General features: G+C 60.5%; 25 protein-coding genes and 1 other RNA gene. 10 read left to right on the top strand and 16 right to left on the bottom strand.

Annotated elements, in window-relative coordinates; translation table 11 throughout:
* The first annotated feature begins 95 nt into the window (after positions 1 to 95).
* From ligA to ffs, 3 genes are all read left to right on the top strand, one after another.
* Entirely contained in the window at positions 96 to 2,453 is a 2,358-nt protein-coding gene (gene ligA / locus ACOYXJ_RS29150) for an NAD-dependent DNA ligase LigA (protein ID WP_460367193.1), read from the top strand.
* 157 nt (positions 2,454 to 2,610) lie between these two features.
* Positions 2,611 to 3,774: a zinc-binding metallopeptidase family protein gene (locus ACOYXJ_RS29145; RefSeq protein WP_460367191.1), complete on the top strand. Its 1,164-nt coding sequence runs from the start codon at positions 2,611 to 2,613 to the stop codon at positions 3,772 to 3,774.
* 134 nt (positions 3,775 to 3,908) lie between these two features.
* An RNA gene (gene ffs, locus ACOYXJ_RS29140) (signal recognition particle sRNA small type) lies at positions 3,909 to 4,005 on the top strand.
* A 196-nt stretch (positions 4,006 to 4,201) separates the two neighbouring features.
* Here ffs and ACOYXJ_RS29135 read toward each other — a convergent pair.
* Complete coding sequence (locus ACOYXJ_RS29135) at positions 4,202 to 4,951, bottom strand: substrate-binding periplasmic protein (RefSeq protein ID WP_460367189.1); 750 nt, start codon at positions 4,949 to 4,951, stop codon at positions 4,202 to 4,204.
* Between the two features lie 145 nt (positions 4,952 to 5,096).
* Here ACOYXJ_RS29135 and dnaX point away from each other — a divergent pair, with 145 nt between their 5' ends.
* The 5 genes from dnaX to ACOYXJ_RS29110 all read left to right on the top strand — a co-directional run bounded on the left by dnaX (position 5,097) and on the right by ACOYXJ_RS29110 (position 10,919).
* Entirely contained in the window at positions 5,097 to 7,193 is a 2,097-nt protein-coding gene (gene dnaX, locus ACOYXJ_RS29130; RefSeq protein ID WP_460367186.1) for a DNA polymerase III subunit gamma/tau, read from the top strand.
* Positions 7,194 to 7,260: 67 nt separating this feature from the next.
* Complete coding sequence (locus tag ACOYXJ_RS29125; protein ID WP_016984747.1) at positions 7,261 to 7,599, top strand: YbaB/EbfC family nucleoid-associated protein; 339 nt, start codon at positions 7,261 to 7,263, stop codon at positions 7,597 to 7,599.
* A 275-nt stretch (positions 7,600 to 7,874) separates the two neighbouring features.
* Entirely contained in the window at positions 7,875 to 8,909 is a 1,035-nt protein-coding gene (locus ACOYXJ_RS29120) for an NADP-dependent oxidoreductase (RefSeq protein ID WP_150694861.1), read from the top strand.
* A 66-nt stretch (positions 8,910 to 8,975) separates the two neighbouring features.
* Complete coding sequence (gene recR / locus ACOYXJ_RS29115; protein WP_007918335.1) at positions 8,976 to 9,578, top strand: recombination mediator RecR; 603 nt, start codon at positions 8,976 to 8,978, stop codon at positions 9,576 to 9,578.
* 192 nt (positions 9,579 to 9,770) lie between these two features.
* Positions 9,771 to 10,919, top strand: coding sequence for an acyl-CoA dehydrogenase family protein (locus tag ACOYXJ_RS29110; RefSeq protein ID WP_460367183.1), 1,149 nt, complete (start codon positions 9,771 to 9,773; stop codon positions 10,917 to 10,919).
* 110 nt (positions 10,920 to 11,029) lie between these two features.
* On the opposite strand, the gene ACOYXJ_RS29105 is transcribed toward ACOYXJ_RS29110, so the two are convergent.
* Positions 11,030 to 11,578 (bottom strand): adenine phosphoribosyltransferase, encoded by a 549-nt coding sequence (locus ACOYXJ_RS29105; protein ID WP_038365388.1) that lies wholly within the window; start codon positions 11,576 to 11,578, stop codon positions 11,030 to 11,032.
* 78 nt (positions 11,579 to 11,656) lie between these two features.
* Positions 11,657 to 12,391, bottom strand: a complete 735-nt coding sequence (gene fnr, locus ACOYXJ_RS29100; protein WP_003223347.1) for a fumarate/nitrate reduction transcriptional regulator Fnr — start codon at positions 12,389 to 12,391, stop codon at positions 11,657 to 11,659.
* Positions 12,392 to 12,545: 154 nt separating this feature from the next.
* Here fnr and ACOYXJ_RS29095 point away from each other — a divergent pair, with 154 nt between their 5' ends.
* On the top strand, positions 12,546 to 13,028 hold the full coding sequence (locus ACOYXJ_RS29095) for a hypothetical protein (protein ID WP_102900754.1): 483 nt from the start codon (positions 12,546 to 12,548) through the stop codon (positions 13,026 to 13,028).
* Here the strand turns inward: ACOYXJ_RS29095 and hemN are convergent.
* The 7 genes from hemN to ACOYXJ_RS29060 all read right to left on the bottom strand — a co-directional run bounded on the left by hemN (position 13,025) and on the right by ACOYXJ_RS29060 (position 20,593).
* A complete protein-coding gene (gene hemN / locus ACOYXJ_RS29090; RefSeq protein ID WP_150794347.1) occupies positions 13,025 to 14,407 on the bottom strand; it encodes an oxygen-independent coproporphyrinogen III oxidase in 1,383 nt (460 codons plus the stop codon). The genes ACOYXJ_RS29095 and hemN overlap by 4 nt on opposite strands.
* Positions 14,408 to 14,608: 201 nt before the next feature.
* Complete coding sequence (locus ACOYXJ_RS29085; protein ID WP_016984739.1) at positions 14,609 to 15,292, bottom strand: sulfite exporter TauE/SafE family protein; 684 nt, start codon at positions 15,290 to 15,292, stop codon at positions 14,609 to 14,611.
* On the bottom strand, positions 15,285 to 15,497 hold the full coding sequence (gene ccoS / locus ACOYXJ_RS29080; RefSeq protein WP_150705772.1) for a cbb3-type cytochrome oxidase assembly protein CcoS: 213 nt from the start codon (positions 15,495 to 15,497) through the stop codon (positions 15,285 to 15,287). Before ccoS ends, ACOYXJ_RS29085 begins: the two co-directional genes overlap by 8 nt.
* A 24-nt stretch (positions 15,498 to 15,521) precedes the next feature.
* Positions 15,522 to 17,972, bottom strand: a complete 2,451-nt coding sequence (locus ACOYXJ_RS29075; protein ID WP_460367180.1) for a heavy metal translocating P-type ATPase — start codon at positions 17,970 to 17,972, stop codon at positions 15,522 to 15,524.
* Positions 17,973 to 18,183: 211 nt separating this feature from the next.
* A complete protein-coding gene (locus tag ACOYXJ_RS29070) occupies positions 18,184 to 18,723 on the bottom strand; it encodes a FixH family protein (RefSeq protein ID WP_095120079.1) in 540 nt (179 codons plus the stop codon).
* 11 nt (positions 18,724 to 18,734) lie between these two features.
* A complete protein-coding gene (gene ccoG / locus ACOYXJ_RS29065; RefSeq protein ID WP_007917180.1) occupies positions 18,735 to 20,150 on the bottom strand; it encodes a cytochrome c oxidase accessory protein CcoG in 1,416 nt (471 codons plus the stop codon).
* 263 nt (positions 20,151 to 20,413) lie between these two features.
* Positions 20,414 to 20,593, bottom strand: a complete 180-nt coding sequence (locus ACOYXJ_RS29060) for a hypothetical protein (protein ID WP_150794344.1) — start codon at positions 20,591 to 20,593, stop codon at positions 20,414 to 20,416.
* A 12-nt stretch (positions 20,594 to 20,605) separates the two neighbouring features.
* Here ACOYXJ_RS29060 and ACOYXJ_RS29055 point away from each other — a divergent pair, with 12 nt between their 5' ends.
* The gene (locus ACOYXJ_RS29055; RefSeq protein ID WP_460367177.1) at positions 20,606 to 20,893 is read left to right on the top strand and encodes a hypothetical protein; all 288 of its coding nucleotides are present in this window, start codon (positions 20,606 to 20,608) and stop codon (positions 20,891 to 20,893) included.
* Positions 20,894 to 20,995: 102 nt separating this feature from the next.
* Here ACOYXJ_RS29055 and ccoP (ACOYXJ_RS29050) read toward each other — a convergent pair whose 3' ends face one another.
* From ccoP (ACOYXJ_RS29050) to ACOYXJ_RS29025, 6 genes are all read right to left on the bottom strand, one after another.
* The gene (gene ccoP, locus ACOYXJ_RS29050; RefSeq protein WP_007917163.1) at positions 20,996 to 21,979 is read right to left on the bottom strand and encodes a cytochrome-c oxidase, cbb3-type subunit III; all 984 of its coding nucleotides are present in this window, start codon (positions 21,977 to 21,979) and stop codon (positions 20,996 to 20,998) included.
* Complete coding sequence (locus tag ACOYXJ_RS29045; protein ID WP_003175465.1) at positions 21,976 to 22,161, bottom strand: CcoQ/FixQ family Cbb3-type cytochrome c oxidase assembly chaperone; 186 nt, start codon at positions 22,159 to 22,161, stop codon at positions 21,976 to 21,978. The genes ccoP (ACOYXJ_RS29050) and ACOYXJ_RS29045 overlap by 4 nt, the downstream gene beginning before the upstream one ends.
* Positions 22,162 to 22,166: 5 nt before the next feature.
* On the bottom strand, positions 22,167 to 22,775 hold the full coding sequence (gene ccoO, locus ACOYXJ_RS29040) for a cytochrome-c oxidase, cbb3-type subunit II (protein ID WP_064391307.1): 609 nt from the start codon (positions 22,773 to 22,775) through the stop codon (positions 22,167 to 22,169).
* Positions 22,775 to 24,217, bottom strand: coding sequence for a cytochrome-c oxidase, cbb3-type subunit I (gene ccoN / locus ACOYXJ_RS29035; RefSeq protein ID WP_077571867.1), 1,443 nt, complete (start codon positions 24,215 to 24,217; stop codon positions 22,775 to 22,777). The genes ccoO and ccoN overlap by 1 nt, the downstream gene beginning before the upstream one ends.
* 482 nt (positions 24,218 to 24,699) lie before the next feature.
* Positions 24,700 to 25,653 (bottom strand): cytochrome-c oxidase, cbb3-type subunit III, encoded by a 954-nt coding sequence (gene ccoP / locus ACOYXJ_RS29030; RefSeq protein WP_460367174.1) that lies wholly within the window; start codon positions 25,651 to 25,653, stop codon positions 24,700 to 24,702.
* A complete protein-coding gene (locus ACOYXJ_RS29025; RefSeq protein WP_008082033.1) occupies positions 25,650 to 25,847 on the bottom strand; it encodes a cbb3-type cytochrome oxidase subunit 3 in 198 nt (65 codons plus the stop codon). The genes ccoP (ACOYXJ_RS29030) and ACOYXJ_RS29025 overlap by 4 nt, the downstream gene beginning before the upstream one ends.
* Between the last annotated feature and the right edge of the window lies 1 nt (position 25,848).

Raw genomic sequence — 25,848 nt, 5'->3', positions numbered from 1 at the left:
GAGCTGCCGAAGGCTGCGATCTTTCGCTTCTGCTGCCAGAGATAGATGAATTAGAGCAGCCTCGGCTGCTCTTTTGCTTTATGAGAGAACACCCCATGACCGCCGCCAAAAACCGCATTCTCGAGCTACGCGCTGAACTCGATCAACACAACTACCGTTATCACGTCCTCGACGAGCCGAGCATTCCGGACGCCGAGTACGACCGGTTGTTCCACGAGCTCAAGGCGCTGGAAGCGGCCAACCCGGAACTGATCACCAGCGACTCGCCGACCCAGCGCGTTGGCAGCGTGGCGCTCACCGCGTTCACTCAGGTGCGTCACGAAGTGCCGATGCTCAGCCTCGGCAACGCCTTCGAAGAAAGTGACATGCGCGAGTTCGATCGCCGCGTGACCGAAGGTCTGGACTTGCCGGCCGGCGATTTGTTCGGTGGCGGCGGGGCGGTGGAGTACAGCTGCGAACCGAAACTCGATGGCCTGGCGGTCAGCCTGCTTTATCAGGACGGCGTGCTGGTGCGCGGTGCCACACGCGGCGACGGCACCACCGGTGAAGACATCAGCGTCAATGTGCGCACCGTGCGTAACATTCCGCTGAAGCTGCACGGCGAAGGCTGGCCGGCGACGCTGGAAGTGCGCGGTGAAGTGTTCATGTCCAAGGCCGGTTTCGAGCGCCTCAACGCCTCGCAACTGGAAGTCGGCGGCAAGACTTTCGCCAACCCGCGCAACGCTGCCGCCGGCAGTTTGCGTCAGCTCGATTCGAAGATCACCGCCAACCGTCCGCTGGAGTTCTGCTGCTACGGCATCGGCCAGGTTTCCCACGATATTTCAGATACGCACATCGGCAACCTCAAGCAGTTGCAGAAGTGGGGCATGCCGATCAGTCACGAACTGAAACTGGCCAAGGGTATCGGCGAATGCCTGGATTACTACCGCGACATCGGCGAGCGCCGTAACTCGCTGGCTTACGAAATCGACGGCGTGGTGTTCAAGGTCAACAGCATTGCCGATCAGCGCGAACTGGGCTTCCGCGCTCGCGAACCGCGTTGGGCGATCGCGCATAAATTCCCGGCGATGGAAGAGCTCACCGAACTGCTCGATGTGGAATTCCAGGTCGGCCGCACCGGCGCCGTTACGCCGGTGGCGCGTCTCAAGCCAGTGAAGGTTGCCGGCGTCACCGTGGCCAACGCCACGTTGCACAACATGGACGAAGTTGCGCGTCTGGGCCTGATGATCGGCGATACCGTGATCATTCGCCGTGCCGGTGATGTGATTCCGCAAGTCGTACAAGTGGTCATGGATCGCCGCCCTGAAAACGCGCGCGCGGTGCAGATTCCCGAGAGTTGCCCGGTGTGCGGTTCTCACGTCGAGCGTACGCAACTGATCAAACGCAGCAAAGGCAAGGAAACCGTCAGCGAAGGCGCGGTGTATCGCTGTGTCGGCCGTCTGGCCTGTGGCGCGCAACTGAAACAGGCGATCATCCACTTCGTCTCGCGTCGCGCGATGGACATCGAAGGCCTGGGCGACAAGAGTGTCGAGCAACTGGTCGATGAAGGTTTAGTCAATTCGCCGGCCGATCTTTACGCACTGAAGTTTGACGACATCGTCGATCTGGAAGGCTTTGCCGAAGTCTCCAGCAACAAGTTGCTGGCGGCGATCGAAGACAGCAAGAAGCCGGGGCTGGCGCGCTTCATCTATGCGCTGGGCATTCCCGATGTCGGCGAAGAGACGGCCAAGGTGCTGGCGCGCTCGCTGGGTTCGCTGGAGCGCGTGCAGCAGGCGCTGCCGCAAGTGCTGACCTACCTGCCGGACGTGGGTCTGGAAGTGGCGCACGAGATTCACAGCTTCTTTGAAGATGCGCATAACCAGCAGGTGATTACCGAGTTGCTCGGCCATGGTTTGCAGATTCAGGATCAGGGTGAGCTGGGCGCCGAGTTTGCCGCCAGCACCACGCTGGGTGGCTTCCTCGACAAGCTGCACATTCCTTCGGTTGGCCCCGGTGGCGCGCAGAAACTGGCGGACAAGTTCGGCTCGCTGGAAGCGGTGATGGATGCGGACTGGCTGGACATGCGTCAGGCTTTGCCGGAGAAACAGGCGAATTCGGTTCGCGAGTTTTTTGCTGTTCCGGAGCATCGTCAGTTAGCCGAGGACTCCGAAAAGCAACTGCGCGATTTCGGCATGCACTGGCAGAGCGAGAAGAAAGTCGTAGAAGGTTTGCCGTTGTCAGGCGAGACCTGGGTGCTGACCGGCAAGGTCGAGTTGATGAGCCGCGATGTCGCCAAGGAGCACTTGGAAAGCCTTGGCGCCAAGGTCGCCGGTTCGGTGTCGGCGAAGACTCATTGCGTGGTCGCGGGGCCGGGTGCCGGTTCCAAATTGACCAAGGCCAATGAGCTGGGCGTGAAAGTGATGGACGAAGAAACCTTCATCGCCTTCCTCAAAACCCACGGCGTCGCCGTTTAAGATTGATCGTTCCCACGCTCACGCGTGGGAATGCCGCCCCGGACGCTCCGCGTCCGCTGTGACGCAGAGCGTCACTGGATGCATTCCCGCGCAGAGCGTTGGAACGATCAGCCCGCCAGAATGATCTAGTCTTGGCAAGCCCCAGGGAGAGATCGCCATGCACCGCTTTTTCGAGCAGCTCAGTTCCCGCATCATCGCGCCGTTCATGGGCGAATCCTCACGCAACAGCAAAGTCTGGCCGTGCCGCTGCGGCCAGTCGCTGTTCTTTCGCAACAGCCAGTGCCTGGCCTGTAACGCCTTGCTCGGTTATCAACCCGAAGAAAGCCGCCTGACGTCGCTGCAGCCGGGGCCGTACGAGGGCACCTGGACGCTCGACGCCGATCCTGAGGCCGGGTTGTTCCGCCGCTGCGCCAACCTCGACACAGCCGCCGCATGCAACTGGCTGCTGCCGGCCAACGATCACGACAGCCTGTGCATCGCTTGCAGCCTCAACCGCACCATCCCTGACTTGTCTGATCCAGACAACCCTGAGCGCTGGCGCAAAGTCGAAATCGCCAAGCGTCGCCTCGTCGCGCAGTTGATCACCCTCGGCTTGCAGGTCATCCCGAAAACCGTCGATGAAGACACCGGTCTGGCGTTCGATTTCATCGGTGTCGACCTCGAAGGCAATGCGCCAATGACCGGCCACGCCAACGGCCTGATCACCCTCGACATCAAGGAAGCCGACGATGCTCACCGTGAGCAGGTGAGGGCGGCGATGCACGAACCCTATCGCACGCTGCTCGGGCATTTCCGTCATGAGGTCGGCCATTATTACTGGGATCGCCTGATCGCCAACGGTCCATGGCTCGGCTCATTCCGCAACCTGTTCGGCGACGAACGCGCCAGTTACGCCGAGGCGCTTGATCGCCACTATCAGCAAGGCGCGCCACTCGACTGGCCGCAGCACTACGTCAGCGCCTACGCAACCATGCACCCGTGGGAAGACTGGGCGGAAACCTGGGCGCATTACCTGCACATGATGGACGCCGTGGACACAGCGCTGGGTTTTGGCATGAGCGCGCGGGAAATGGATTTCGATTACCAGCCGTTTCCGCCCAGCACGCTCTATGACCCGGAGCATCCCGGTGGCGAGGCGTTTCTGTCGTTCGTCAACGCGTGGATCGAGTTGGCGGGGATGCTCAACGAATTGTCCCGCAGCATGGGCCAGCCGGATTTCTATCCGTTCGTGCTCCCGGCGCCGGCGATTGCCAAGCTGCACTTCATTCATCTGGTGATCCAGCAAGCAGGCGGCAGGGCGGATGAGGTGTTGGCCCTGTAGTAGCTGCCATCGGCTGCGATCTTTATGTCGTTGAAGCGATTCATGTTTTTAATCTGCAACCAACGGTTGTAACTTCGTCTCAGATAGGTACAATGGCGCGGCTCGCCGACAGGCAAGCGTCGTTATGGTGACCCCATCGGTCCCCCCGCAACGATTACCCGTGAACCTGGTCAGAGCCGGAAGGCAGCAGCCACAGCGGGAACATTGTGTGCCGGGGTGTGGCTGGTGGGGTTACCACCTTAACGAACAATCGAACGCTTCAACCAGAACTGCATGGGTTTCGCCCACTGCGGTTTTTTTGTGCCTGCGATTTACCAAGCCGACACGAATCCCCTGTAGGAGTGAGCCTGCTCGCGATGGCGGTGGGTCAGTCAGCTCATGTTTGGGAGACAGGACGCCATCGCGAGCAGGCTCACTCCTACAAGGGTTATGGGGAATTTTCAGAGCTGCCGGTATAGAGCCGGATAATCTGATCAATCTCCCCCGACATTTTCATCCGCAGCAACGTGCGCAATATCCGTTGCACCGGCACCTTCGGATCATTCCTCACATAGCAACCCACCTTCTGCTCCTGCAGCACGGCGACATCTTGCAGTTGCTGCTCAGGCATCAATCGCTGGTTGAACCAGTCCAGCGTCCACTGATTACTCACTGCATAGCGATAACGTCCGGCCAGCAGCTTCTCCAACACCTGCTCCTGATTGCGCGCATCTTCGCGTTGCAGGCGATCAGCATCAAACAGCGGTTGCAGGGTAGGGTAGGTGTAGCCCAGAACGGTGCCGATGGATTGGCGGGGCAGGTGTGCGGGGTCTGTGCTGGCCGGTTGATCCTTGCGGCTGATCAATAGATCGCGCTGAAAGAACAGCGGAAGGCTCCAGATGTAATCCCCTGACTGATTCGGCAGCCATGACTGTGCGGCATAGCAGCGCACGTCGATCTCGCCGTGTTCCATCGCGCTCTGCACGCGTGCGCGGGGCAGGACGTGAAACTCGGCCGGTACGCCGACCTGCGTGGCCAGGCTGAGCATCAGGTCGTAAAGAATGCCCTGGGTCGGACGGCCGCGTTCGTATTGCACCATCGGCATCGCCCAGCTGTCGGGCATGGCGAAGCGCAACGGGGTTTCCGCTGCCGTCACATTCAGGCTGATTCCCAGCAACGCCCCCACGGCCCACCGCATAAACGCTCCGGTAATTCCCGATCCCGAGCCGATAAAAGCCTCTGCTGATGCAGCTTAGCCATATTAGACGAGGACACCGGATGCAATTTTGCCCTTGCTCCGCTAGCATTAGCCGCTTCAGCTTCCTTCGTTGCGACGGTTTTCGATGAGTTATCAGGTTCTTGCACGTAAATGGCGTCCGCGCTCGTTCCGCGAAATGGTCGGCCAGACCCATGTGCTCAAGGCTCTGATCAATGCCTTGGACAGCCAACGGCTGCACCATGCGTACCTGTTCACCGGTACGCGTGGGGTGGGTAAGACCACGATTGCGCGGATCATTGCCAAATGCCTGAACTGTGAGACAGGTATCACTTCCAGCCCGTGCGGCGAGTGCTCGGTGTGCCGGGAAATCGACGAGGGCCGTTTCGTCGACCTGATCGAGATCGACGCCGCGAGCCGCACCAAGGTCGAAGACACCCGCGAGCTGCTCGACAACGTGCAGTACGCGCCGAGCCGTGGGCGCTTCAAGGTCTACCTGATCGACGAAGTGCACATGCTTTCCAGCCATTCCTTCAATGCGCTGCTGAAAACCCTCGAAGAGCCACCGCCGTACGTCAAGTTCATCCTCGCGACCACCGATCCGCAGAAACTTCCGGCAACGATTTTGTCGCGCTGTCTGCAGTTCTCGCTGAAGAACATGACGCCCGAGCGTGTGGTCGAGCATTTGACCCACGTCCTGACCGCCGAAAACGTACCCTTCGAAGACGATGCGCTGTGGTTGCTCGGCCGCGCCGCTGACGGTTCGATGCGGGACGCCATGAGCCTGACCGATCAGGCGATTGCCTTCGGTGAAGGCAAGGTGCTCGCCACCGACGTGCGGGCAATGCTCGGCACGCTGGATCACGGTCAGGTCTATGACGTGTTGCATTCGTTGATCGAGGGCGATGCCAAGGCGTTGCTCGAAGCTGTGCGTCACCTGGCTGAGCAAGGCCCGGACTGGAACGGCGTGCTCTCGGAAATTCTCAACGTGCTGCACCGCGTGGCCATCGCTCAGGCGTTGCCGGAAGGTGTCGACAACGGCCATGGCGACCGCGATCGCGTGCTGGCACTGGCACAGGCCTTGCCCGCCGAAGATGTGCAGTTCTATTACCAGATGGGTCTGATCGGTCGCCGCGATTTACCGCTGGCGCCGGATCCGCGCGGTGGTTTTGAAATGGTCCTGCTGCGGATGCTCGCCTTCCGGCCCGCCGACACCGCGGACGCCCCGAGGCAACCGCTAAAGCCAGTGGGGATCAGCCAGGCCACAGTTGATTCCGCAAACTCCGTGGCTGCCGCGCCTAAACCTGCGCCGGTAGTCGCTACGGCTGTTGTGCCGACGCCTGCTGCAGCGCCTGCGCCAGTGGCTGCACCTGCACCGGCTCCCGAGCCGGCGCCGGTTGCTCCTGTTGCCGCGCCAGAACCTGAGCCAGCGCCTGTCGTCGCTGAAGAAGTCGTCGACCTGCCGTGGAATGACCCGGTAGAGCCCGAGGCCGAGCCCGAACCTGCACAGCAACCCGCCGTCGAGCCGGTGCTGGAAACCACCGCCGAGCAACCCGAGTTGCCGCCGATGCCGCTGCCGACCCCGGACAGCGTCGTCCCGGAGGCGCCTGAGTGGGCTGCCGCGCCGATTCCCGAGCCGTCGGTCGCCGACGTTGATGCCGCTACCCCGGGCATGGACATGGACGATGAGCCGCCGTTGGACGAGGACTACATCGAGCCGGACATGGATTCGGCGTACAGCTATCTCGACGAACTGGCCAGCGAACACGCCGCCGAGCCTGCCCCGGAACCCGAGCCAGAGCCTGCTGCCGCGCCGGCCACCGGTCTGGCGTTGCAATGGCTGGAGCTGTTCCCGAAACTGCCGATCTCCGGCATGACCGGCAGCATCGCCGCCAACTGCACATTGATCGCCGTCGATGGCGACCATTGGCTGATGCACCTCGATCCGGCGCACAGCGCGCTGTTCAACGCCACGCAGCAGCGCCGTCTGAACGATGCGTTGAACCAGTTCCACGGTCGCACGCTGAGCCTGACCATCGAGCTGATCAAGCCCGAGCAGGAAACCCCAGCACAAGCCGCATCCCGTCGCCGCGCCAACCGTCAGCGCGAAGCGGAGGAATCGATCCACGGTGATCCGTTCATCCAGCAGATGGTTCAGCAGTTCGGCGCGGTGGTGCGACACGATACTATTGAACCTGTCGAGGCCCTGGTCACTCAGGGCTAGTAACTGAAGGCGTTCGGCTCCGTTGGCCGGGCGCTGTTTTGATCCAAGTACTTTTGAGGTGATTCCCATGATGAAAGGTGGCATGGCCGGCCTGATGAAGCAGGCGCAGCAGATGCAGGAAAAAATGGCCAAGATGCAGGAAGAGCTGGCCAACGCCGAAGTCACCGGTAAGGCCGGCGGCGATATGGTCACCGTGGTGATGACCGGTCGTCACGACGTCAAAAGCGTGAGCATCGACCCAAGCCTGGTCGAAGGCATGAGCGAAGACGACAAAGAGATGCTGGAAGCGGTTATCGCCTCTGCCGTCAACGATGCTGTGCGCAAGATCGAAAAGAACAGCCAGGACAAAATGGGCAACATGACCGCCGGCATGAACCTGCCAGCGGGTATGAAACTGCCATTCTGATTCGCCATTCGGCGGCAGATGAGCTACACAAAATGCCAGGCATCGCGCCTGGCATTTTTGTTTCTGACTGATCGTTCCCACGCTCTGCGTGGGAATGCAGCCCGGGACGCTCCGCGTCCCAAGTACAGAGCCGAACGCGGAGCGTCCGTTGCGGCATTCCCACGCGGAGCATGGGAACGATCAGCCCCGGCACCTGAATAAACATCGAACGCGCAAAAGCCTCAACGGTCTGCTCCCTATACCCGCTGAATTCACACTTCACAGGAGACGCTGACATGTCCGATCCTCTCACCCTCAATCAACGTTTCGTCCTCGCCTCACGCCCGGTCGGTGCACCAACCCCGGAAAACTTCCGCCTCGAACGTGAAGCGCTGCCGGATCTGCAGGACGGCGAGGTACTGCTGAAAACCCTGTACCTGTCTCTCGATCCCTACATGCGCGGACGCATGAGTGACGCGCCGTCCTACGCTGCCCCGGTACAAATCGGCGAAGTGATGACCGGCGGCGCTGTCAGCCGTGTCGAAGATTCGCGCCATCCAAAATTCCATAAAGGTGATCTGGTGGTCGGCGCCACCGGTTGGCAGAGCCACAGCATCAGCGACGGGCGCAACATCATTCCGATCCCGGCCGGGCTGCCGAGCCCGTCGATGGCCCTGGGTGTGTTGGGCATGCCGGGCATGACCGCGTACATGGGCTTGATGGACATCGGTCAGCCTAAAGAAGGCGAAACGCTAGTCGTCGCTGCGGCATCCGGCGCGGTGGGCTCGGTGGTCGGCCAGGTGGCGAAGATCAAAGGCCTGCGCGCGGTCGGCGTGGCCGGCGGTGCCGACAAATGCAAGTACGTGGTCGAAGAGCTGGGTTTCGATGCCTGCATCGATCACAAGGCGGCGGATTTTGCCGAACAACTGGCCAAAGCCTGTCCCGATGGCATCGACATCTATTACGAGAACGTCGGTGGTCATGTGTTCGATGCGGTGGTGCCGCTGCTCAATCCCAAGGCGCGCATTCCTTTGTGCGGTCTGATCGCTGGTTACAACGCCTCCGAAGCGCCGCAAGGCCCGGATCGTCTGCCGATGCTGCAACGCACACTGCTGACCAAGCGCGTGCGTATTCAGGGCTTCATCGTGTTCGACGATTACGGCGACCGTCAGCCGGAATTCATCAGCCACATGGTGCCGTGGGTGCGCGACGGCAAGGTGAAATTCCGCGAGGACGTGGTCGATGGACTGGAGCAGGCGCCTGAGGCGTTTATCGGTCTGCTCGAGGGGCGCAACTTCGGCAAACTGGTGGTGAAGGTCGCGCAGGACTGAGTATTTGACGCTGGCCGGAGGCGCGGGTATAAACCGCGTCTCGTTGTTTTGTCGGACTTTTTACCCATGAGCTTCAGCCCTTTGATTCGCCAACTGATCGACGCTCTGCGCACTCTGCCGGGCGTGGGTCAGAAAACCGCCCAGCGCATGGCGTTGCAGATGCTCGAGCGTGACCGTAGCGGCGGCTTGCGCTTGGCCCAGGCCCTCAGCCAGGCCATGGAAGGGGTCGGTCACTGCCGCCAGTGCCGCACGCTGACCGAAGACGATCTGTGCCCGCAATGCGCCGACACCCGCCGCGACGACACGTTGTTGTGTGTGGTGGAAGGACCTATGGATGTGTATGCCGTCGAGCAGACCGGCTTCCGTGGGCGCTACTTTGTGCTCAAGGGGCATTTGTCGCCGCTTGATGGCCTCGGGCCGGAGGCGATCGGCATTCCGCAGTTGATGACGCGAATCGAAGAAGCGGGGACGTTTACCGAAGTCATCCTCGCAACTAACCCGACCGTGGAAGGTGAGGCGACGGCGCATTACATCGCTCAGCTGCTGAGCAACAAAGGCCTGATCGCTTCGCGGATCGCTCACGGCGTACCGTTGGGTGGTGAGCTGGAACTGGTCGATGGCGGCACACTGGCGCATTCGTTTGCCGGGCGTAAACCGATTTCCCTCTGAATTTGTGGTGTCTGAACTGACGCCTTCGCGAGCAGGCTCGCTCCCACATTGGTTTTGTGTCGTTCACAAATCCCCTGTGGGAGCGAGCCTGCTCGCGAATGGCGCACCTCGGTCAATCTGATTCACACAATTGAGTTGAAAACCAAGCAAGCGCTCGGTTAAGTTCGGCGAACCCTTCCGTGGAGCTCGCCCATGCCTGCCTTTCAGGAATACTTCGACCCTAGCCACCAATTGGTCCGCGACAGCGTCAGACGTTTCGTCGAACGCGAGATCCTGCCGGACATCGACGAATGGGAAGAGGCGGAAAGCTTCCCCCGCGAGCTGTACCTGAAGGCTGGCGCGGCGGGCATCCTTGGCATCGGTTACCCGGAAGCGCTGGGAGGCAGCCATGCAGGCGATCTGTTCGCCAAGGTCGCCGCCAGTGAGGAATTGATGCGCTGCGGCTCTGGCGGCCTGGTAGCGGGGCTGGGATCGCTGGATATCGGCCTGCCACCGATCGTCAAATGGGCGCGTCCCGAAGTTCGCGAGCGCGTCGTGCCGCAAGTGCTCAGCGGCGAAAAGATCAGCGCACTGGCGATCACCGAACCCGGCGGCGGCTCCGACGTCGCCAACCTGCAAACCCGCGCCGTGCGCGACGGCGATTTCTATCGGGTAAGCGGCAGCAAAACCTTTATTACCAGTGGCGTGCGCGCCGATTTCTACACCGTTGCGGTACGCACCGGTGCGCCGGGTTTCGGCGGTATCAGCCTGTTGTTGATCGAAAAGGGCACGCCGGGCTTCACCGTTGGCCGTCAGTTGAAAAAAATGGGTTGGTGGGCGTCGGACACGGCTGAGTTGTTCTTCGACGACTGCCGGGTGCCTGTGGGCAATCTGATCGGTGCCGAAAACATGGGCTTCGCCTGCATTATGGGTAACTTTCAAAGCGAACGTCTGGCGCTGGCATTGATGGCCAACATGACTTCACAGCTAGCGTTGGAAGAAAGTCTGAAATGGGCGCGCGAGCGTGAGGCGTTCGGCAAGCCGATCGGCAAGTTTCAGGTAATCAAACATCGATTGGCGGAGATGGCCACGGCGCTGGAGGTGTCGCGGGAATTCACCTATCGGCAAGCGGCGAAAATGGCGGCGGGGCAGAGCGTGATCAAAGAGATTTCGATGGCAAAGAATTTTGCCACGGATACCTCGGACCGAATCACTACCGAGGCGGTGCAGATTCTTGGCGGGTTGGGCTATATGCGCGAGAGTCTGGTGGAGCGGCTGTATCGGGATAGCCGCATTCTGTCGATTGGCGGCGGGACGCGGGAGGTGATGAACGAGATCATCAGCAAGCAGATGGGGCTTTGATTTGTTGGTGAGGCGACCGGCCTCATCGCGAGCAGGCTCACTCCTACAGTGGAACGCATTCCAAATTGTAGGAGTGAGCCTGCTCGCGATGGCGGCCTGAAGGGCGCCGCTTATTTATCGGTCAACGCAAACTGCGTCAGGCAGAAGGTAGGAATGCCCATGTCCTCAAGCCGCTGCGACCCGTTCAACTCAGGCAAATCAATGATCGCCGCCGCCTCATGCACCCGCGCGCCCATGCGGCGAATCAGGTTGGCTGCTGCAATCAACGTCCCGCCAGTGGCGATCAAGTCATCGAACATCACCACCGAATCGCCTTCACAGAGGCTGTCGGCGTGCACTTCCAGAAACGCTTCGCCGTACTCGGTCGCGTAACCTTCCGCCAGCACGTCCGCCGGCAGTTTGCCTTGTTTGCGGAACAGCACCAGCGGCTTGTTCAACTGGTAAGCCAGCACCGAGCCGATCAGGAAGCCACGGGCATCCATCGCACCGATGTGGGTGAAATCGGCTTCAACGTAGCGGTGGGCGAAGCTGTCCATCACCAGGCGCAGGGCCGTCGGCGACTGGAACAGCGGGGTGATGTCGCGAAAGATCACGCCCGGTTTCGGGAAGTCGATCACAGGGCGGATAAGCGATTTGATGTCGAAGGAGTCGAAGACCATCGTCGAGGTGTCCTGGCAGGGCTGCAAACGGCGCAGTATACCCGCGGCTGAAACGATTCGCTCGGCCGCGGGTCGAGATCAGCCTTCGAGCGAGCCACCGGCCAGCGCGCAGAGCTGGATCGGGTCGAGGATGTGAATCTCCTTGCCCTCGGCGGCGATCAGCTCGTTTTGCTGGAAGCGCGTGAACACGCGAGACACGGTTTCCACCGCCAGGCCGAGGTAGTTACCGATTTCATTGCGCGACATGCTCAGGCGGAACTGATTGGCCGAGAAGCCGCGAGCGCGGAAGCGCGCGGACAGATTGACCAGGAACGTCGCGATGCGCTCGTCAGCGGTTTTCTTCGACAGCAGCAACATCATTTGCTGGTCGTCGCGGATTTCGCGGCTCATGACGCGCATCAACTGGCGGCGCAGCTGCGGCAGTTGCAGGGCCAGTTCATCAAGACGTTCAAAAGGGATTTCGCAGACCGAGGTGGTTTCCAGTGCCTGGGCGGAAACCGGGTGTTTCTCGGTGTCCATGCCGGACAGGCCGACCAGTTCGCTCGGCAGGTGGAACCCGGTGAGCTGTTCTTCGCCGCTGTCGCTGAGGCTGAAGGTCTTCAGGGCGCCGGAGCGTACTGCATAAACGGAATCGAACGTGTCGCCCTGGCGGAACAGGAACTCGCCTTTTTTCAACGGGCGGCCACGTTTGACGATTTCGTCCAGCGCATCCATGTCTTCCAGATTCAGAGAAAGTGGCAGACAGAGAGGGGCCAGGCTGCAATCCTTGCAATGGGCCTGGTTGTGAGCGCGCAGTTTAACTGGCTCGGACATTTCTTTAATCCTTGTGGGAAAACACACATAAGCCGTAAGGGTAACCTACGGGAGGACATTCAGGCCAGTCTGGGGCGACTTTGCCCTACAGGTGTAAAGCCGCAGGGCCAGCCGCCGATAAACAGGTATCAGAACGCATACAAGGAACGCTTCGATGGCCGCCATTGGCACGCTGGGCCCCGGTAGCAGCGACGTTGCGGCAATGCCGGAAACGTTTAAAACCTCTTTAGACAATGCACGGGAAGCAGGCTCGACCGAAGAGGCAACCCCGACCTTGGTCGAGGGCGTCAAAGTGTCGCTGTCCGGTGCCTCGATTGAAAAAGCCGCCAGTGTCGGTGGCGAAAACAGCGACATTGACGACAGCGGGCTGCCTGAGAACATCCAGCAATTGCTGAAGATGATCCGCAAGTTGCAAAAACAGATCGCCGAGAAAAAGGCACTCATCGAAGCGGTCATGACCGACAAACGCCTTTCCAACGAAGAAAAGATCAACAAACTCGCGGCTCTGCGCGGCGCCATTGCTGCGTTGAACACGGGGCTGATCACCGCCAATCTGGCCTTGTCCAAAGTGGTCGGGCAGTCGGGCCTGACGTCGGATCAGAATCTTAAAGTCGGTTCGCTGCTGACGAAAAACTAAATCACCCGCGAGAAACGCTGGCGGTTTTGCTGCTCAAGGTAGGCATCAAACACCATGCACACCGAGCGCACCAACAGGCGTCCCGCCGGCAACACCTCGATTCGTTCGCGATCCAGCTCGATCAGACCATCGCTGGCCATGCCTTGCAGTTGCGGCCATAGCGCGCCGAAATAGCCCTGAAAATCGATATTGAACTGCTGCTCGATCTCGGCGAATTCCAGACTGAAATTGCAGATCAGTTGCTGGATCACCGCGCGGCGCAAGCGATCATCGGCGTTGCACACCAGGCCACGGCTGGTCGCCAGTTGTGCGGCGGCGAGGGTGTTCTGGTACTCGTTGAGATCGCTGCTGTTCTGGCAGTACAGGTCGCCGATCTGGCTGATCGCTGACACCCCCAGACCAATCAGATCGCAATGACCGTGGGTGGTGTAACCCTGGAAGTTGCGTTGCAGGGTTTCCTCTTCTTGGGCAATGGCCAGTTCATCGTCGGGCAGGGCAAAGTGGTCCATGCCGATGTAGCGATAGCCAGCGGCGGTAAGCTGTTCGATAGTGCGCTCGAGCATTTCCAGTTTCTGCGCTGGCGCAGGCAATTCATTGCCGTTGATCCGCCGCTGCGGCATGAAACGCTCCGGCAGGTGCGCGTAGTTGAACACCGAGAGTCGATCCGGTTGCAGGCTGATCACTTCCTCGACGGTGCGGGCGAAGTTTTCCGGGGTCTGCTTGGGCAAGCCGTAGATCAGATCGATATTGATCGAGCGAAACTGCAGGGTGCGCGCGGCGTCGATCACCGCACGGGTTTCTTCCAGACTTTGCAGGCGATTGACTGCACGCTGCACCGCCGGATCAAGGTCTTGCAGGCCGATGCTGACCCGGTTGAAACCCAGTTCGCGCAGCAGGCCCATGGTCGACCAGTCGGCTTCACGCGGGTCGATCTCGATGCCGTAATCGCCAGAGTCGTCATCCAGCAGATTGAAATGCTTGCGCAGGTGCGCCATCAACTGCCGCAGTTCGTCATGGCTGAGAAAGGTCGGCGTGCCGCCGCCAAAGTGCAGTTGCTCGACCTTCTGCGCCGGGTCGAGGTGGCAGGCGATCAACTGGATTTCCTGTTCCAGCCGCTGCAAGTACGGCAACGCACGACCGCGATCCTTGGTGATGACCTTATTGCAGGCGCAGTAGTAGCAAATGTTCGCGCAGAACGGCACATGCACGTACAGCGACAAGGGGCGCAGGGCTTTGCGGCTGTCGCGCAGGGCATGGAACAGGTCGAAGGTGCCAACTTGACTGTGAAATTGCACAGCCGTCGGATAAGAGGTGTAGCGCGGCCCCGCCAGGTCATAGCGGCGGATCAGATCAGAGTCCCAACGAATGGCGTCGAGCATGCGGGCATTCCCCCGGATAGGCTGGCAGTGTGAGCGAGTCTAGGGGGACGCGTGCGGGGGCATCTTGATTTGCATCAACAGCAAGGAGATGTGTTGATCGTGCGGGCCTCTTCGCGAGCAGGCTCGCTCCCACATTGGATCGGTGGCGCAACACAAATCCCCTGTGGGAGCGAGCCTGCTCGCGAAGGCCGCGCCGCCGATCTAATGGCCCATAAGCCAATGCTGATGCGGGCCGGGAAGGGTCCAGATGCCGAACAGGATCACCAGCAAACCACCGGCCATGCGCACACTTCGTTTGCGCAAAATGGCGGTGACGCGTTCTGCCGCGAGGCCCGTGGCGAGCAGCACCGGCCAGGTGCCGAGGCCAAACGCAAGCATCAACAATGCACTGTCCAGCGCATTGCCCTGACTCGCCGACCACAACAACGTGCTGTAAACCAGTCCGCACGGCAGCCAGCCCCACAGCGCGCCAAGCAGTAGCGCACGAGGCAAACTCGACACCGGAAGCAAGCGGTTGGCGACGGGTTGGATGTAGCGCCACAAACCGCGTCCGAGACTTTCTATGCGCGTCAGTCCGCTCCACCAACCGGCCAGATACAAACCCATGGCGATCAGCAGTAGTCCGGCCAGCACGCGCATGAACAATGCGGCTGGACTGTTCGCGACCGCCCAGCCTGCAAGGCCAATCAGCAATCCGGCGGTGGCATAACTGAGGATCCGCCCCAGGTTGTACGCCAGCAGCAGACGAAAGCGCCGGCTGCGCTGTTCCTTGGGAATCGCCAGGGTCAGAGCGCCCATCAAACCGCCGCACATGCCCAGACAATGCCCGCCACCGAGCAAGCCAAGAATCAGTGCAGACACCAACAGCGGCGCCAGTTCAAGCATGGGGTGGGGCCTTGTCGTCCGGTTTGCTGGTGTTGGCTTCGTCCACCGCCGCGGTGTGGTTCGGATCCTGATCATCGAAGAGGATGCTGTGCGCCGGACCGTCGAGGTCGTCGTACTGACCGCTGTCCACTGCCCAGAAGAAGATGTAAACGGCGATGGCCACGATCAGCAGGGCGGCCGGGATCATCACGTAGAGAGCTGGCATCTGTACTCCAGACGCCCGCGCGGCTCAGGCCGGCAGCGGACGGGTTTCTGACCGGGTGCTGACGGGCGGCGAACTCGGCAGGCGAGTCAGGCGCAGCGCGTTGAGCACCACGGTCAACGAACTGATCGACATGCCGACGGCGGCCCACACCGGAGTGATCCAGCCGAGGGCGGCGAACGGCAACATGAGGCCATTGTACAGCGCCGCCCACAGCAGGTTCTCGATGATTACCCGGCGCGTGCGCCGCGCGAGCGAGAAGGCTTGGACCAGGGCGTCGAGGCGATTGGACAGCAGCACTGCATCGGCGCTGGTTTTCGCCAGATCGGTGGCTGAACCCATGGCCACGCTGATATCAGCGGCAGCCAGCACCGGCACGTCGTTGACGCCGTCACCGAGCATCAGCACCTTGCGACCTTCCTTGTGCAGTTGTTGCAGCACTTGCAGTTTGTCGTCCGGACGCAGACCGCCGCGAGCCTCATCAATGCCCAGTTCCGCTGCCACACTGGCGACCATCGGCGAGCTGTCACCGGACAAGAGCAGCGTCCGCCAGCCACGCGCCTTGCACGCGGCGAGCAGCGCCGGGGCGTCATCACGCAAGCGATCGTCGAGGACGAACCATGCCAGTGGTCCTTGAGTGTCGCCGAGCAGCAACCATTGGCCGGCCTCGTCCGGCATCGACGGTGTCGCGGTGCCGCTGAGGGCGCAGACAAATTCCGCCTGACCGATGCGCAAACGCTGCCCACCCACCAAGCCTTCAAGGCCAAGCCCCGGCGTGCTGTGGACTTCTTCAGCGGCCAGCGGGGCACGGCCGAAAGCGCGGGCAATCGGGTGTTCCGAACGGTTTTCCAGCGCGGCGGCGAGGCTTAGGCATTGATCGCTGTCGAGCGCGCCGAGTGGGCGAATCGAACGCAGCACCAGTCGGCCTTCGGTGAGGGTGCCGGTCTTGTCGAAGATCACTGTGTCGATCTGATTCAAACCTTCCAGCACATGGCCGCGCGTCAGCAGCAAACCGAGTTTGTGCAGGGTGCCGGTGGCGGCGGTGAGCGCGGTCGGCGTTGCCAGCGACAGTGCGCAAGGGCAGGTCGCAACCAGCATGGCGAGGACAATCCAGAATGCTCGCGACGAATCCAGTTCCCACCACAACAGGCCAATGGCGGCCGCCGCGATCAGCGATAACAGCAAAAACCATTGCGCGGCGCGATCGGCGATTTCCGCCAGTCGCGGTTTTTCCGCCTGGGCGCGATCGAGCAGGCGGACGATGGCTGACAGGCGCGTATCTTGACCCAGTGCCTGAACTTCCACGGTTAGCGCGCCTTCAACGTTGAGCGTGCCGGCGGTGACCGCGTCGCCCGGCATGCGCGGTTGCGGCAGGTATTCGCCGGTCAGCAGTGATTCGTCGATGCTCGACTGGCCGTCGATGATCTTGCCATCCGCCGGCAGAATCGAGCCGGCCTGTACCAGAATCCGCTCGCCGAGGCGTAGCTCGCTGAGCAGGATGCGTTCGCTCTGGCCGCTGTCGTCGAGGCGCAGACACGAGGCCGGCAATAGATTCACAAGCTGCGCCGTCGCCGCGGCGGTACGCTCGCGAGCGCGGCGTTCGAGATAACGCCCGGCAAGCAGAAACAGCGCAAACATTCCGACCGCATCGAAATACAACTCGCCAACGCCGGTGATCGAGGTCCAGATCCCGGCGATGTAGGCGCTGCCGATCGCCAGCGACACTGAAACATCCATGGTCAGGTGACGCGTGCGCAAATCGCGCATCGCCCCTTTGAAGAACGGCGCGCAGCTATAGAACACGATCGGCGTGGTCAGGAACAGCGCGACCCAGCGCAGAATCGTGTGCAGCTCGGGGCTGAGGTCGATGTTGAATTCCGGCCAGGTGGCCATGGTCGCCATCATTGCCTGGAACCACAGCAGACCGGCGACGCCGAGCTGGCGCAGGGCGAGGCGGTTTTCGCTGGCCAGTTGTTCGCTGGCGCGGTCGGCCTGATACGGGTGGGCGGCGTAACCGATGTGGCGCAGCTCGGCGAGGATCTGGCTCAGCGGTAATTGCGCGTCGGCCCAGCGTACGTGCAAACGATGGTTGGACAGGTTCAGCCGCGCCTCGGCCACGGCGGGCAACGTGCGCAGGTGTTTTTCGATCAGCCAGCCGCAGGCGGCGCAACTGATGCCTTCCATCAACAGCGTGGTTTCGGCCAGTTCGCCTTCGTGGCGGACGAAGGGTTGCTGGACATCGGCGCGGTCGTACAGGGCCAGTTCGTCGGTCAGTTGCACCGGCAGCGCTTCGGGGTTGGCTGAGGCTTCACTGCGATGTTGGTAATAGCTTTCCAGGCCACCAGCGACGATGGCTTCGGCCACGGCCTGACAGCCCGGGCAGCAGAACTCACGGGATTGCCCGAGTACGACAGCGGTAAAGCGGCTGCCGGTCGGGACGGGCAGGGCGCAGTGGTAGCAGGGGAGTGGGCTGGTCATGGCATCGTTGAGGGGGTAAGCCCTTGCATTGGAGTTGTCCGCTTGCCCTCACCCCAGCCCTCTCCCGGAGGGAGAGGGAGCCGATCGTGTGAGCCGGAAAAACAGGTTCAGTCGCCTGGATTTTCACTGTCATACACAAACCGTGCAAACGCTCGAGATCAGTTCCCTCTCCTGGGGGAGAGGGCTAGGGTGAGGGGGCTTTTGAAGTTGTTTACTTCTTCAAGTCTTCGGCACCTTGCAACGGTTCATCACCCAACAACAGATCCTTGTCATGGCTGACCAGTTCTTCTTCGAACATGCGCCACACATGGTCATCCTGACTGCCGAGCAACTCAACAAACCGGCGACCTTCAACCTTGTCGCCCAATTGCCCAATGTAGCGGCCCGTTTCAGTCTCGCTGCGAGTCAGGACAATCTTGCGATCCTTCTCGGGCTGCGTCGGCGAAATCAGGTTCAATTCCAGCGTCTTCGGTTGGCTGTCACCGCTCAGGCGCAAATCAACTTCACCGGTCACGTCATCCAGATGCATAGCCGCACGCATCTTCAGATTTTGCGCCAACAGTTCACGATCCAGCGAACGGTTGATGCCTTTGCCAGCCTCGTAGTAGTTGTCGTTGACCAGATTGTCCGGGTTGTTCACCGCAATAGTCACCATGGACAGAGTCAGGGTCACCGAACAGGCCAGAATCCCGATGATGATCCATGGCCAAAGGTGCTTGTACCAGGGACTTGCGGCGTTTGCTGCGGGCATGTTCAGTTCTCTCAACGGATTTGTGGGCCGATGAATCGGCTCTTGGCTTCAACGTGGACGCTGTCGTCATCGGCATCCTTGAGGAGGAATTTCACCTCGTTGGTGCTCGATGGCAGTTGTTCCGGTGCGCTCGACAACTCGACCGGCATGCTGACGATATCGCCGGCCGCGACCTTGATCTCGCGTTTGCCTTGCAGGCGCAGATCCGGCAAACCGCTGGCTTCGAGCACGTAGGTGTGGTCGCGCTGATCCTTGTTCATGATCTTCAGGCTGTAGACGTTTTCGATCCGGCCTTCGGCGTTTTCGCGGTACAGCACGCGGTCCTTGCTGACGTCGAAACCGACCAGCGAGCGCATGAAGAACGCAGTGACCAACAGGCTGATCATCGCCAGCAACACCACGGCGTAGCCGATCAGGCGTGGCCGCAGTTTATGGGTTTTCTGCCCGGACAGGTTGTGTTCGGTGGTGTAGCTGATCAGTCCGCGCGGGTAATCCATCTTGTCCATGATGCTGTCGCAGGCGTCGATGCACGCGGCGCAGCCGATGCACTCGATTTGCAGGCCATCGCGGATGTCGATGCCGGTCGGGCAGACCTGCACGCACATCGTGCAATCGATGCAATCACCGAGGCCCTGCGCTTTGTAATCGATACCTTTCTTGCGTGGGCCACGGCTTTCACCGCGACGCGGGTCGTAGGAAACGATCAGCGTGTCCTTGTCGAACATCACGCTCTGGAAGCGCGCATACGGGCACATGTAGATGCACACCTGCTCGCGCAACCAACCGGCGTTGCCGTAGGTGGCGAGGGTAAAGAAGCCGACCCAGAAATACGACCAGCCATCGGCTTGGCCGGTGAAGAACTCGAAGACCAGTTCGCGGATCGGCGAGAAGTAGCCGACGAAGGTCATGCCGGTGACAAAACCGATCAGCAACCACATCGAGTGTTTGGCGGCTTTGCGCAGCAACTTGTTGGCGCTCATCGGCGCCTTGTCGAGCTTGATGCGCTGGTTGCGGTCGCCTTCGGTGACCTTCTCGCACCACATGAAAATCCACGTCCACACACTTTGCGGGCAGGTGTAGCCGCACCAGACACGCCCGGCATACACGGTGATGAAGAACAGGCCGAACGCAGCAATGATCAACAGGCCCGAGAGCAGAATGAAGTCCTGTGGCCAGAAGGTCGCGCCGAAGATGAAGAACTTGCGTTCCGGCAGATTCCACCACACGGCCTGATGGCCGCCCCAGTTCAGCCACACCGTACCGAAATACAGCAGGAACAATGCGGCACCGCCCATCATCCGCAGATTGCGGAACAGGCCAGTGAAAGCGCGGGTGTAGATTTTTTCTCGAGAGGCGTAAAGATCAACGCTGTTGTTCGCGTTTTTGCTCGGTGGTGTGACGTCGTGTACCGGAATCTGGTTGCTCATCATTGCATCCCACGGCAGTGGAAAAATGCCTCGGTCGATACGTGCCGACCGGGGTCAGAAAGGGCGTTGCAGTGGCGTGATGATACGCCTGTCACGCCGACGAACGGGTGCGACCTTTGGTCGCGTTGGGGAAAAAACCTGAATGGTGTATCGAATGCAGCAAAGCATGATGCAGGTCAATTGACTATAGACGATGGGTGTTGCTGGAATCGGCTTCTGGCGGAAAGGGGCAACGCGAGCGCTGCCCCGCTTTCACTCATTGATCAGAGCAGTCGACCACCGCCAAGGCTGTCGAGCCCACCGCTGCCGCTTTTTCTGTCGACAGTGCTTTCGTCATTGACGGAGCGCTTTTGCCTGTTCGGATTTTCGGTGTCAGCCCGTGGCACGATGGCGTCGTCCGGGCTCGAGGTTTCGGTGTTCAGGGTTTCGTTTTGTTGGGTCACGGCTCAGCATCCTTGCTTGATAATATTCAGGGTATTCAATTGCGCGCTGCAGGCGAGTCCAGACGTTATCGCTTATCGTCGGACGTGCCCAGTGAAGTTCATTTGCCAGATATGACCGCGGGTCTTCACTCCCAGGGGTTGATCAACGCGACGCCGCTGGATTTGAATTCGCCGGTGTTGCGCGTCACCGGCGACGCCCGTTTCCAGTTCCTTCAGGGTGATGGCCGAGATGAACAGGCCATTCTGGCGTCCTCCCTGAGGAAGATTTGTAGCGGCGTTACTACCTATCTCGAAAGGTGACAACTGCTGAGTATCACCGCCGGTCGCGCAATCAATGACTGCAAACAAAACGGCCCCGCCAATTCTCATTGGCGGGGCCGTTTGTTGTTTCAGGCGTCGGCCTTACTCGGCGTTCGCTTCCGGTGCTTTTTCACCGTGGGACAGGCTGTAAACATACGCCGCCAGCAGGTGAACCTTGTCGTTGCCTTGCAGCTGTTCCTGCGCCGGCATCTGGCCCTGACGGCCGTAACGGATGGTCTGCTGCAGTTGCGCGAAGCTCGAACCGTAGATGAAGGCACCCGGGTGGGTCAGATCAGGCGCGCCCATGGCGGGTGTGCCCTTGCCGGCCGGTCCGTGGCAGGCCACGCAGTTGGCGGCGAACAGTTTGCCACCGTTGGCCGGATCAGCCTTGGTGCCTTCCGGCAGTTTGCGCCCATCCAGGTTGGTCACGACAAACGCTGCCACGTCGGCAACGCCTTGCTCACCAATCACTTCAGCCCAGGCCGGCATCACCGCGTGACGACCGCCCATGATGGTGGTCTTGATGGTTTCCGGTTCGCCGCCCCAGCGCCAGTCGGCGTCGGTCAGGTTAGGGAAGCCGTAAGCACCCTTGGCGTCGGAACCGTGGCACACCGAGCAGTTGGAGGCGAACAGACGGCCACCCATCTTCAGTGCTTGCGGGTCCTTGGCCACTTCTTCAATCGGCATGGCGGCGAACTTGGCGAAGATCGGACCGAACTTCGCGTCCGAGCGGGCCATTTCCTTTTCCCACTCGTGCACGCCGGTCCAGCCGGTCTGGCCGTTGGCGAACGCGGTCTGCTTGTCGTTATCGAGGTAGTTGTAACCCGGCAGCAGGCCTTTCCAGTTGCCCAGGCCCGGGTACAGCACCAGGTAACCCAAGGCAAAAATGATCGTGCCGACAAACAGCATGAACCACCATTTAGGCAGCGGGTTGTCGTACTCCTCGATCCCGTCGAAGGAGTGCCCGACCGTCTCGTCCGTCTGTTCGCTGCGCTGGCCCTTGCGGGTCGACAGCAGCAGCCAGGTCAGGGCGAAGATCGTACCGAGACTGAGGACTGTGACGTACAGACTCCAGAATGTAGTCATTCTTTGTTACTCCTAGAAGCTTGCTCGACGTGCTTGATGGCTTCGGGATCATCCGCAAAAGGCAACAAGGTCGCGTCTTCAAACTCCGACTTGCGCTTGGGGCTGAACACCCACAGCGCCAGACCGATGAAGGCCACCATCACGACAACGGTGCCCAGGCCACGAATCATCCCGATATCCATCTGATTCACCGTTTGCTTTTGATGATGGTGCCCAGGCCTTGCAGATAGGCCACCAGCGCGTCCATTTCGGTTTTGCCCTTCACGGCATCCTGTGCACCGGCGATGTCTTCGTCGGTGTAAGGGACGCCGAGGGTGCGCAAAACCTCCATTTTCTTGGCGGTTTCCTTGCCGTCGAGCTTGTTTTCCACGAGGAACGGGTAAGCCGGCATTTTCGACTCAGGCACCACGTTGCGCGGGTTGTACAAGTGCGCACGTTGCCAGTCATCGGAGTAACGACCGCCGACACGGGCCAGGTCCGGACCGGTACGTTTGGAACCCCACAGGAACGGGTGATCCCAGACGCTTTCACCGGCGACCGAGTAGTGGCCATAGCGTTCGGTTTCAGCACGGAACGGACGGATCATCTGCGAGTGGCAGCCGACACAGCCGTTGGCGATGTAAACGTCGCGGCCTTCCAGTTCCAGTGCCGAACGCGGCTTCATGCCTTCGACCGGCTTGTTGGTGACGTCCTGGAAAAACAGCGGAACGATTTGGGTCAGGCCGCCAATGCTGACGGCGATGACCATGAAGAAGGCCAGCAGGCCAATATTCTTCTCGACAGCTTCATGCTTCATCAGTGAGCTCCAACGACAGCGATCTGGGCAGCGGCTTCAGCTTCAACCGGGTTCGAGGCGCGCACCGTGCGCCAGACGTTGTAAGCCATCAGGAACATGCCGCTGGCGAAGAAAGCGCCGCCCAGGGCACGAACGATGTAACCCGGGTGGCTGGCTTGCAGCGCTTCAACGAACGAGTAGGTGAGGGTGCCGTCGTCGTTGATGGCACGCCACATCAGGCCCTGAGTGATGCCGTTGACCCACATCGAAGCGATGTACAGCACGGTGCCGATGGTCGCGAGCCAGAAGTGCGCGTTGATCAGGCCGACACTGTGCATCTGCGCACGGCCGAACAGCCGCGGGATCATGTGGTAGATCGCGCCGATCGAGATCATCGCTACCCAGCCGAGAGCGCCGGCGTGTACGTGGCCGATGGTCCAGTCGGTGTAGTGCGAGAGCGAGTTGACGGTCTTGATCGCCATCATCGGCCCTTCGAAGGTCGACATGCCGTAGAACGCCAGCGAGACCACGAGGAAGCGCAGGATCGGGTCGGTGCGCAACTTATGCCAGGCGCCCGACAGGGTCATCATGCCGTTGATCATGCCGCCCCAGCTTGGCGCCAGAAGAATGATCGACATTGCCATGCCCAGCGATTGTGCCCAATCCGGCAGTGCGGTGTAGTGCAGGTGGTGCGGGCCGGCCCAGATGTACAGGGTGATCAGTGCCCAGAAGTGCACGATCGACAGGCGATAAGAGTAAATCGGACGTTCGGCCTGTTTCGGCACGAAGTAATACATCATCCCCAGGAAGCCGGTGGTCAGGAAGAAACCCACGGCGTTGTGGCCGTACCACCACTGGATCATCGCGTCGGTCGCGCCCGAGTAGGCGGAGTAGGACTTGAACAGATTCACCGGCAGGGAAGCGTGGTTGACGATGTGCAGCATTGCGGTCACGACGATGAAAGCACCGTAGAACCAGTTACCGACATAGATGTGTTTGGTTTTGCGCTTGGTGATGGTGCCGAAGAACACCAGACCGTAGGTGACCCAGACAATGGCCAGCAAAATGGCGATCGGCCATTCCAGTTCCGCGTATTCCTTGGTGGTGGTGTAACCCAGTGGCAAGGTAATGATCGCGCCGACGATTACCGCTTGCCAGCCCCAGAAGGTGAAGGCCGCGAGGCTGTCGGAGATCAGTCGCGTCTGGCAGGTTCGCTGCACGACATAGTAGGAAGTGGCAAATAGTGCACAACCACCGAAGGCGAAAATCACCAGGTTTGTGTGCAACGGGCGCAGGCGTCCAAAGCTCGTCCACGGCAGACCGAAGTTCAATTCCGGCCAGACCAGTTGCGAGGCGATGAAAACACCGAGCCCCATGCCAAGGATCCCCCAGACCACCGTCATGATGGCGAACTGGCGGACTACCTTATAGTTATAAGCAGTCGGACTGATTGCTGTGCTCATTCTAAGGTTCCACGGTTTGGGTATTTTATTAGGATGTAATTCGGCCGCAAGTATGGGCAAAGCAGGGGGTCATTGCAACGCGCCATGACCTGGGTCAATGCTTTCCAACGCTGATTCTGCGGCCTTTCCATGCGCCGCGTAAGGACAAAATCGGCCTCGGACAAAATGTCGCAGCGGACGAAAAAAGCGAGGGGTTCAGGTCGCTTGTAACGGGGTGTGTTCAAACGCTCGGTTCGGGTGACGGACGGTGAATGGCACGACAGCCGGTATCTACCGGCGTTTGCGGCCACATCAGTCAGCCGGTTCGCGGAACACAGCAGTCAGCGTTGACCTGGAACCGGCACAAGCCAGTCCGCATCGAGCAAGCGTAGACCTGAATCAGAGGAACCGAAAGGAGAGGGTGTGAAGGGGTGCGACAATGCGTCGCAAAGGGGCAGGATGCTGCCGCACCGAGAAAGGTGCGGCAGAGGTGTACGCAATGATTACTTCTTGTTGTCTTCAGTAATCAGTTTTTCTGTATTCAATCCGTGCGACAGGCTGTACACATAAGCGGCCAGCAATTGCACTTTATCATTGCCCAATAGCTCGTTCTGCGCCGGCATATGACCCTGACGACCATGGCGAATGGTCTGCTCGAGTTGGGTCAGGCTGGTGCCGTAGATAAACCCGGCCGGGTGCGTCAGATTCGGCGCACCCATGGCTTCAGTGCCGTGGCCGGTTGCCCCATGACAGGCTACGCACGTGGTGCTGAACGCCTGCTGTCCGGCTTGCAGGTCTGCCTTGCTGTCGGCGGGCAATGGCAGACCGGCCAGTTCGTGACGCACATACGCGGCAACGTTCTTCACCCCGGCCTCGCCGAGCACTTCGCCCCAGGCCGGCATCGCCGCCATCCGGCCACCCATGATGGTGGTCTTGATGGTTTCGGCGTCGCCGCCCCAGCGCCAGTCGCTGTCAGCGAGGTTAGGGAAGCCGAACGCACCTTTCGCGTCGGAGCCGTGGCACACCGAGCAGTTGGAGGCGAACAGGCGGCCACCCATCTTCAGCGCCTGCGGATCCTTCGCCACTTCTTCCAGCGGCATGGCGGCGAACTTGGCGAAGATCGGCCCGAATCTGGCGTCGGCCTTGTTCATTTCCTTTTCCCACTCGTGCACGCCGGTCCAGCCATCCTCGTAACCCGGCAGGATGCCTTTCCAGTTGCCCAGGCCCGGATAGAGGATCAGATAGCCCACGGAAAACACCAGCGTGCCGGCGAACAGCATGAACCACCACTGCGGCAGCGGGTTGTCGTACTCCTCGATGCCGTCGAAGCTGTGGCCCATGGTCTGGTCGACGCTGCCCTTGGTTTCGCCCCGGCGGGTGCCGATCAGCAGCCACGTCAGGCCGATCAGGCTGCCGATGGTCAGTACGCAGATCCACGTACTCCAGAAGGTGGTCATGGCCGGGTACTCCTTGTCTCATTTGCTTGGGTTGTTTCGGCTTGCGGTTCGTCGGCGAACGGCAGCAGACGTGCTTCAGCGAATTCCGGGGTGCGCTTGCGGTTGAACACCCAAAGCGTTAAACCAACGAAGGCGACGAACACCACTACCGTGCCGAGGCCGCGAATCAGGCCTGCACTCATTTCAATGACCATG

The sequence above is a fragment of the Pseudomonas sp. Tul2A7 genome (genome assembly GCF_054790505.1).
This window is presented reverse-complemented; position numbering and strand designations above follow the sequence as displayed.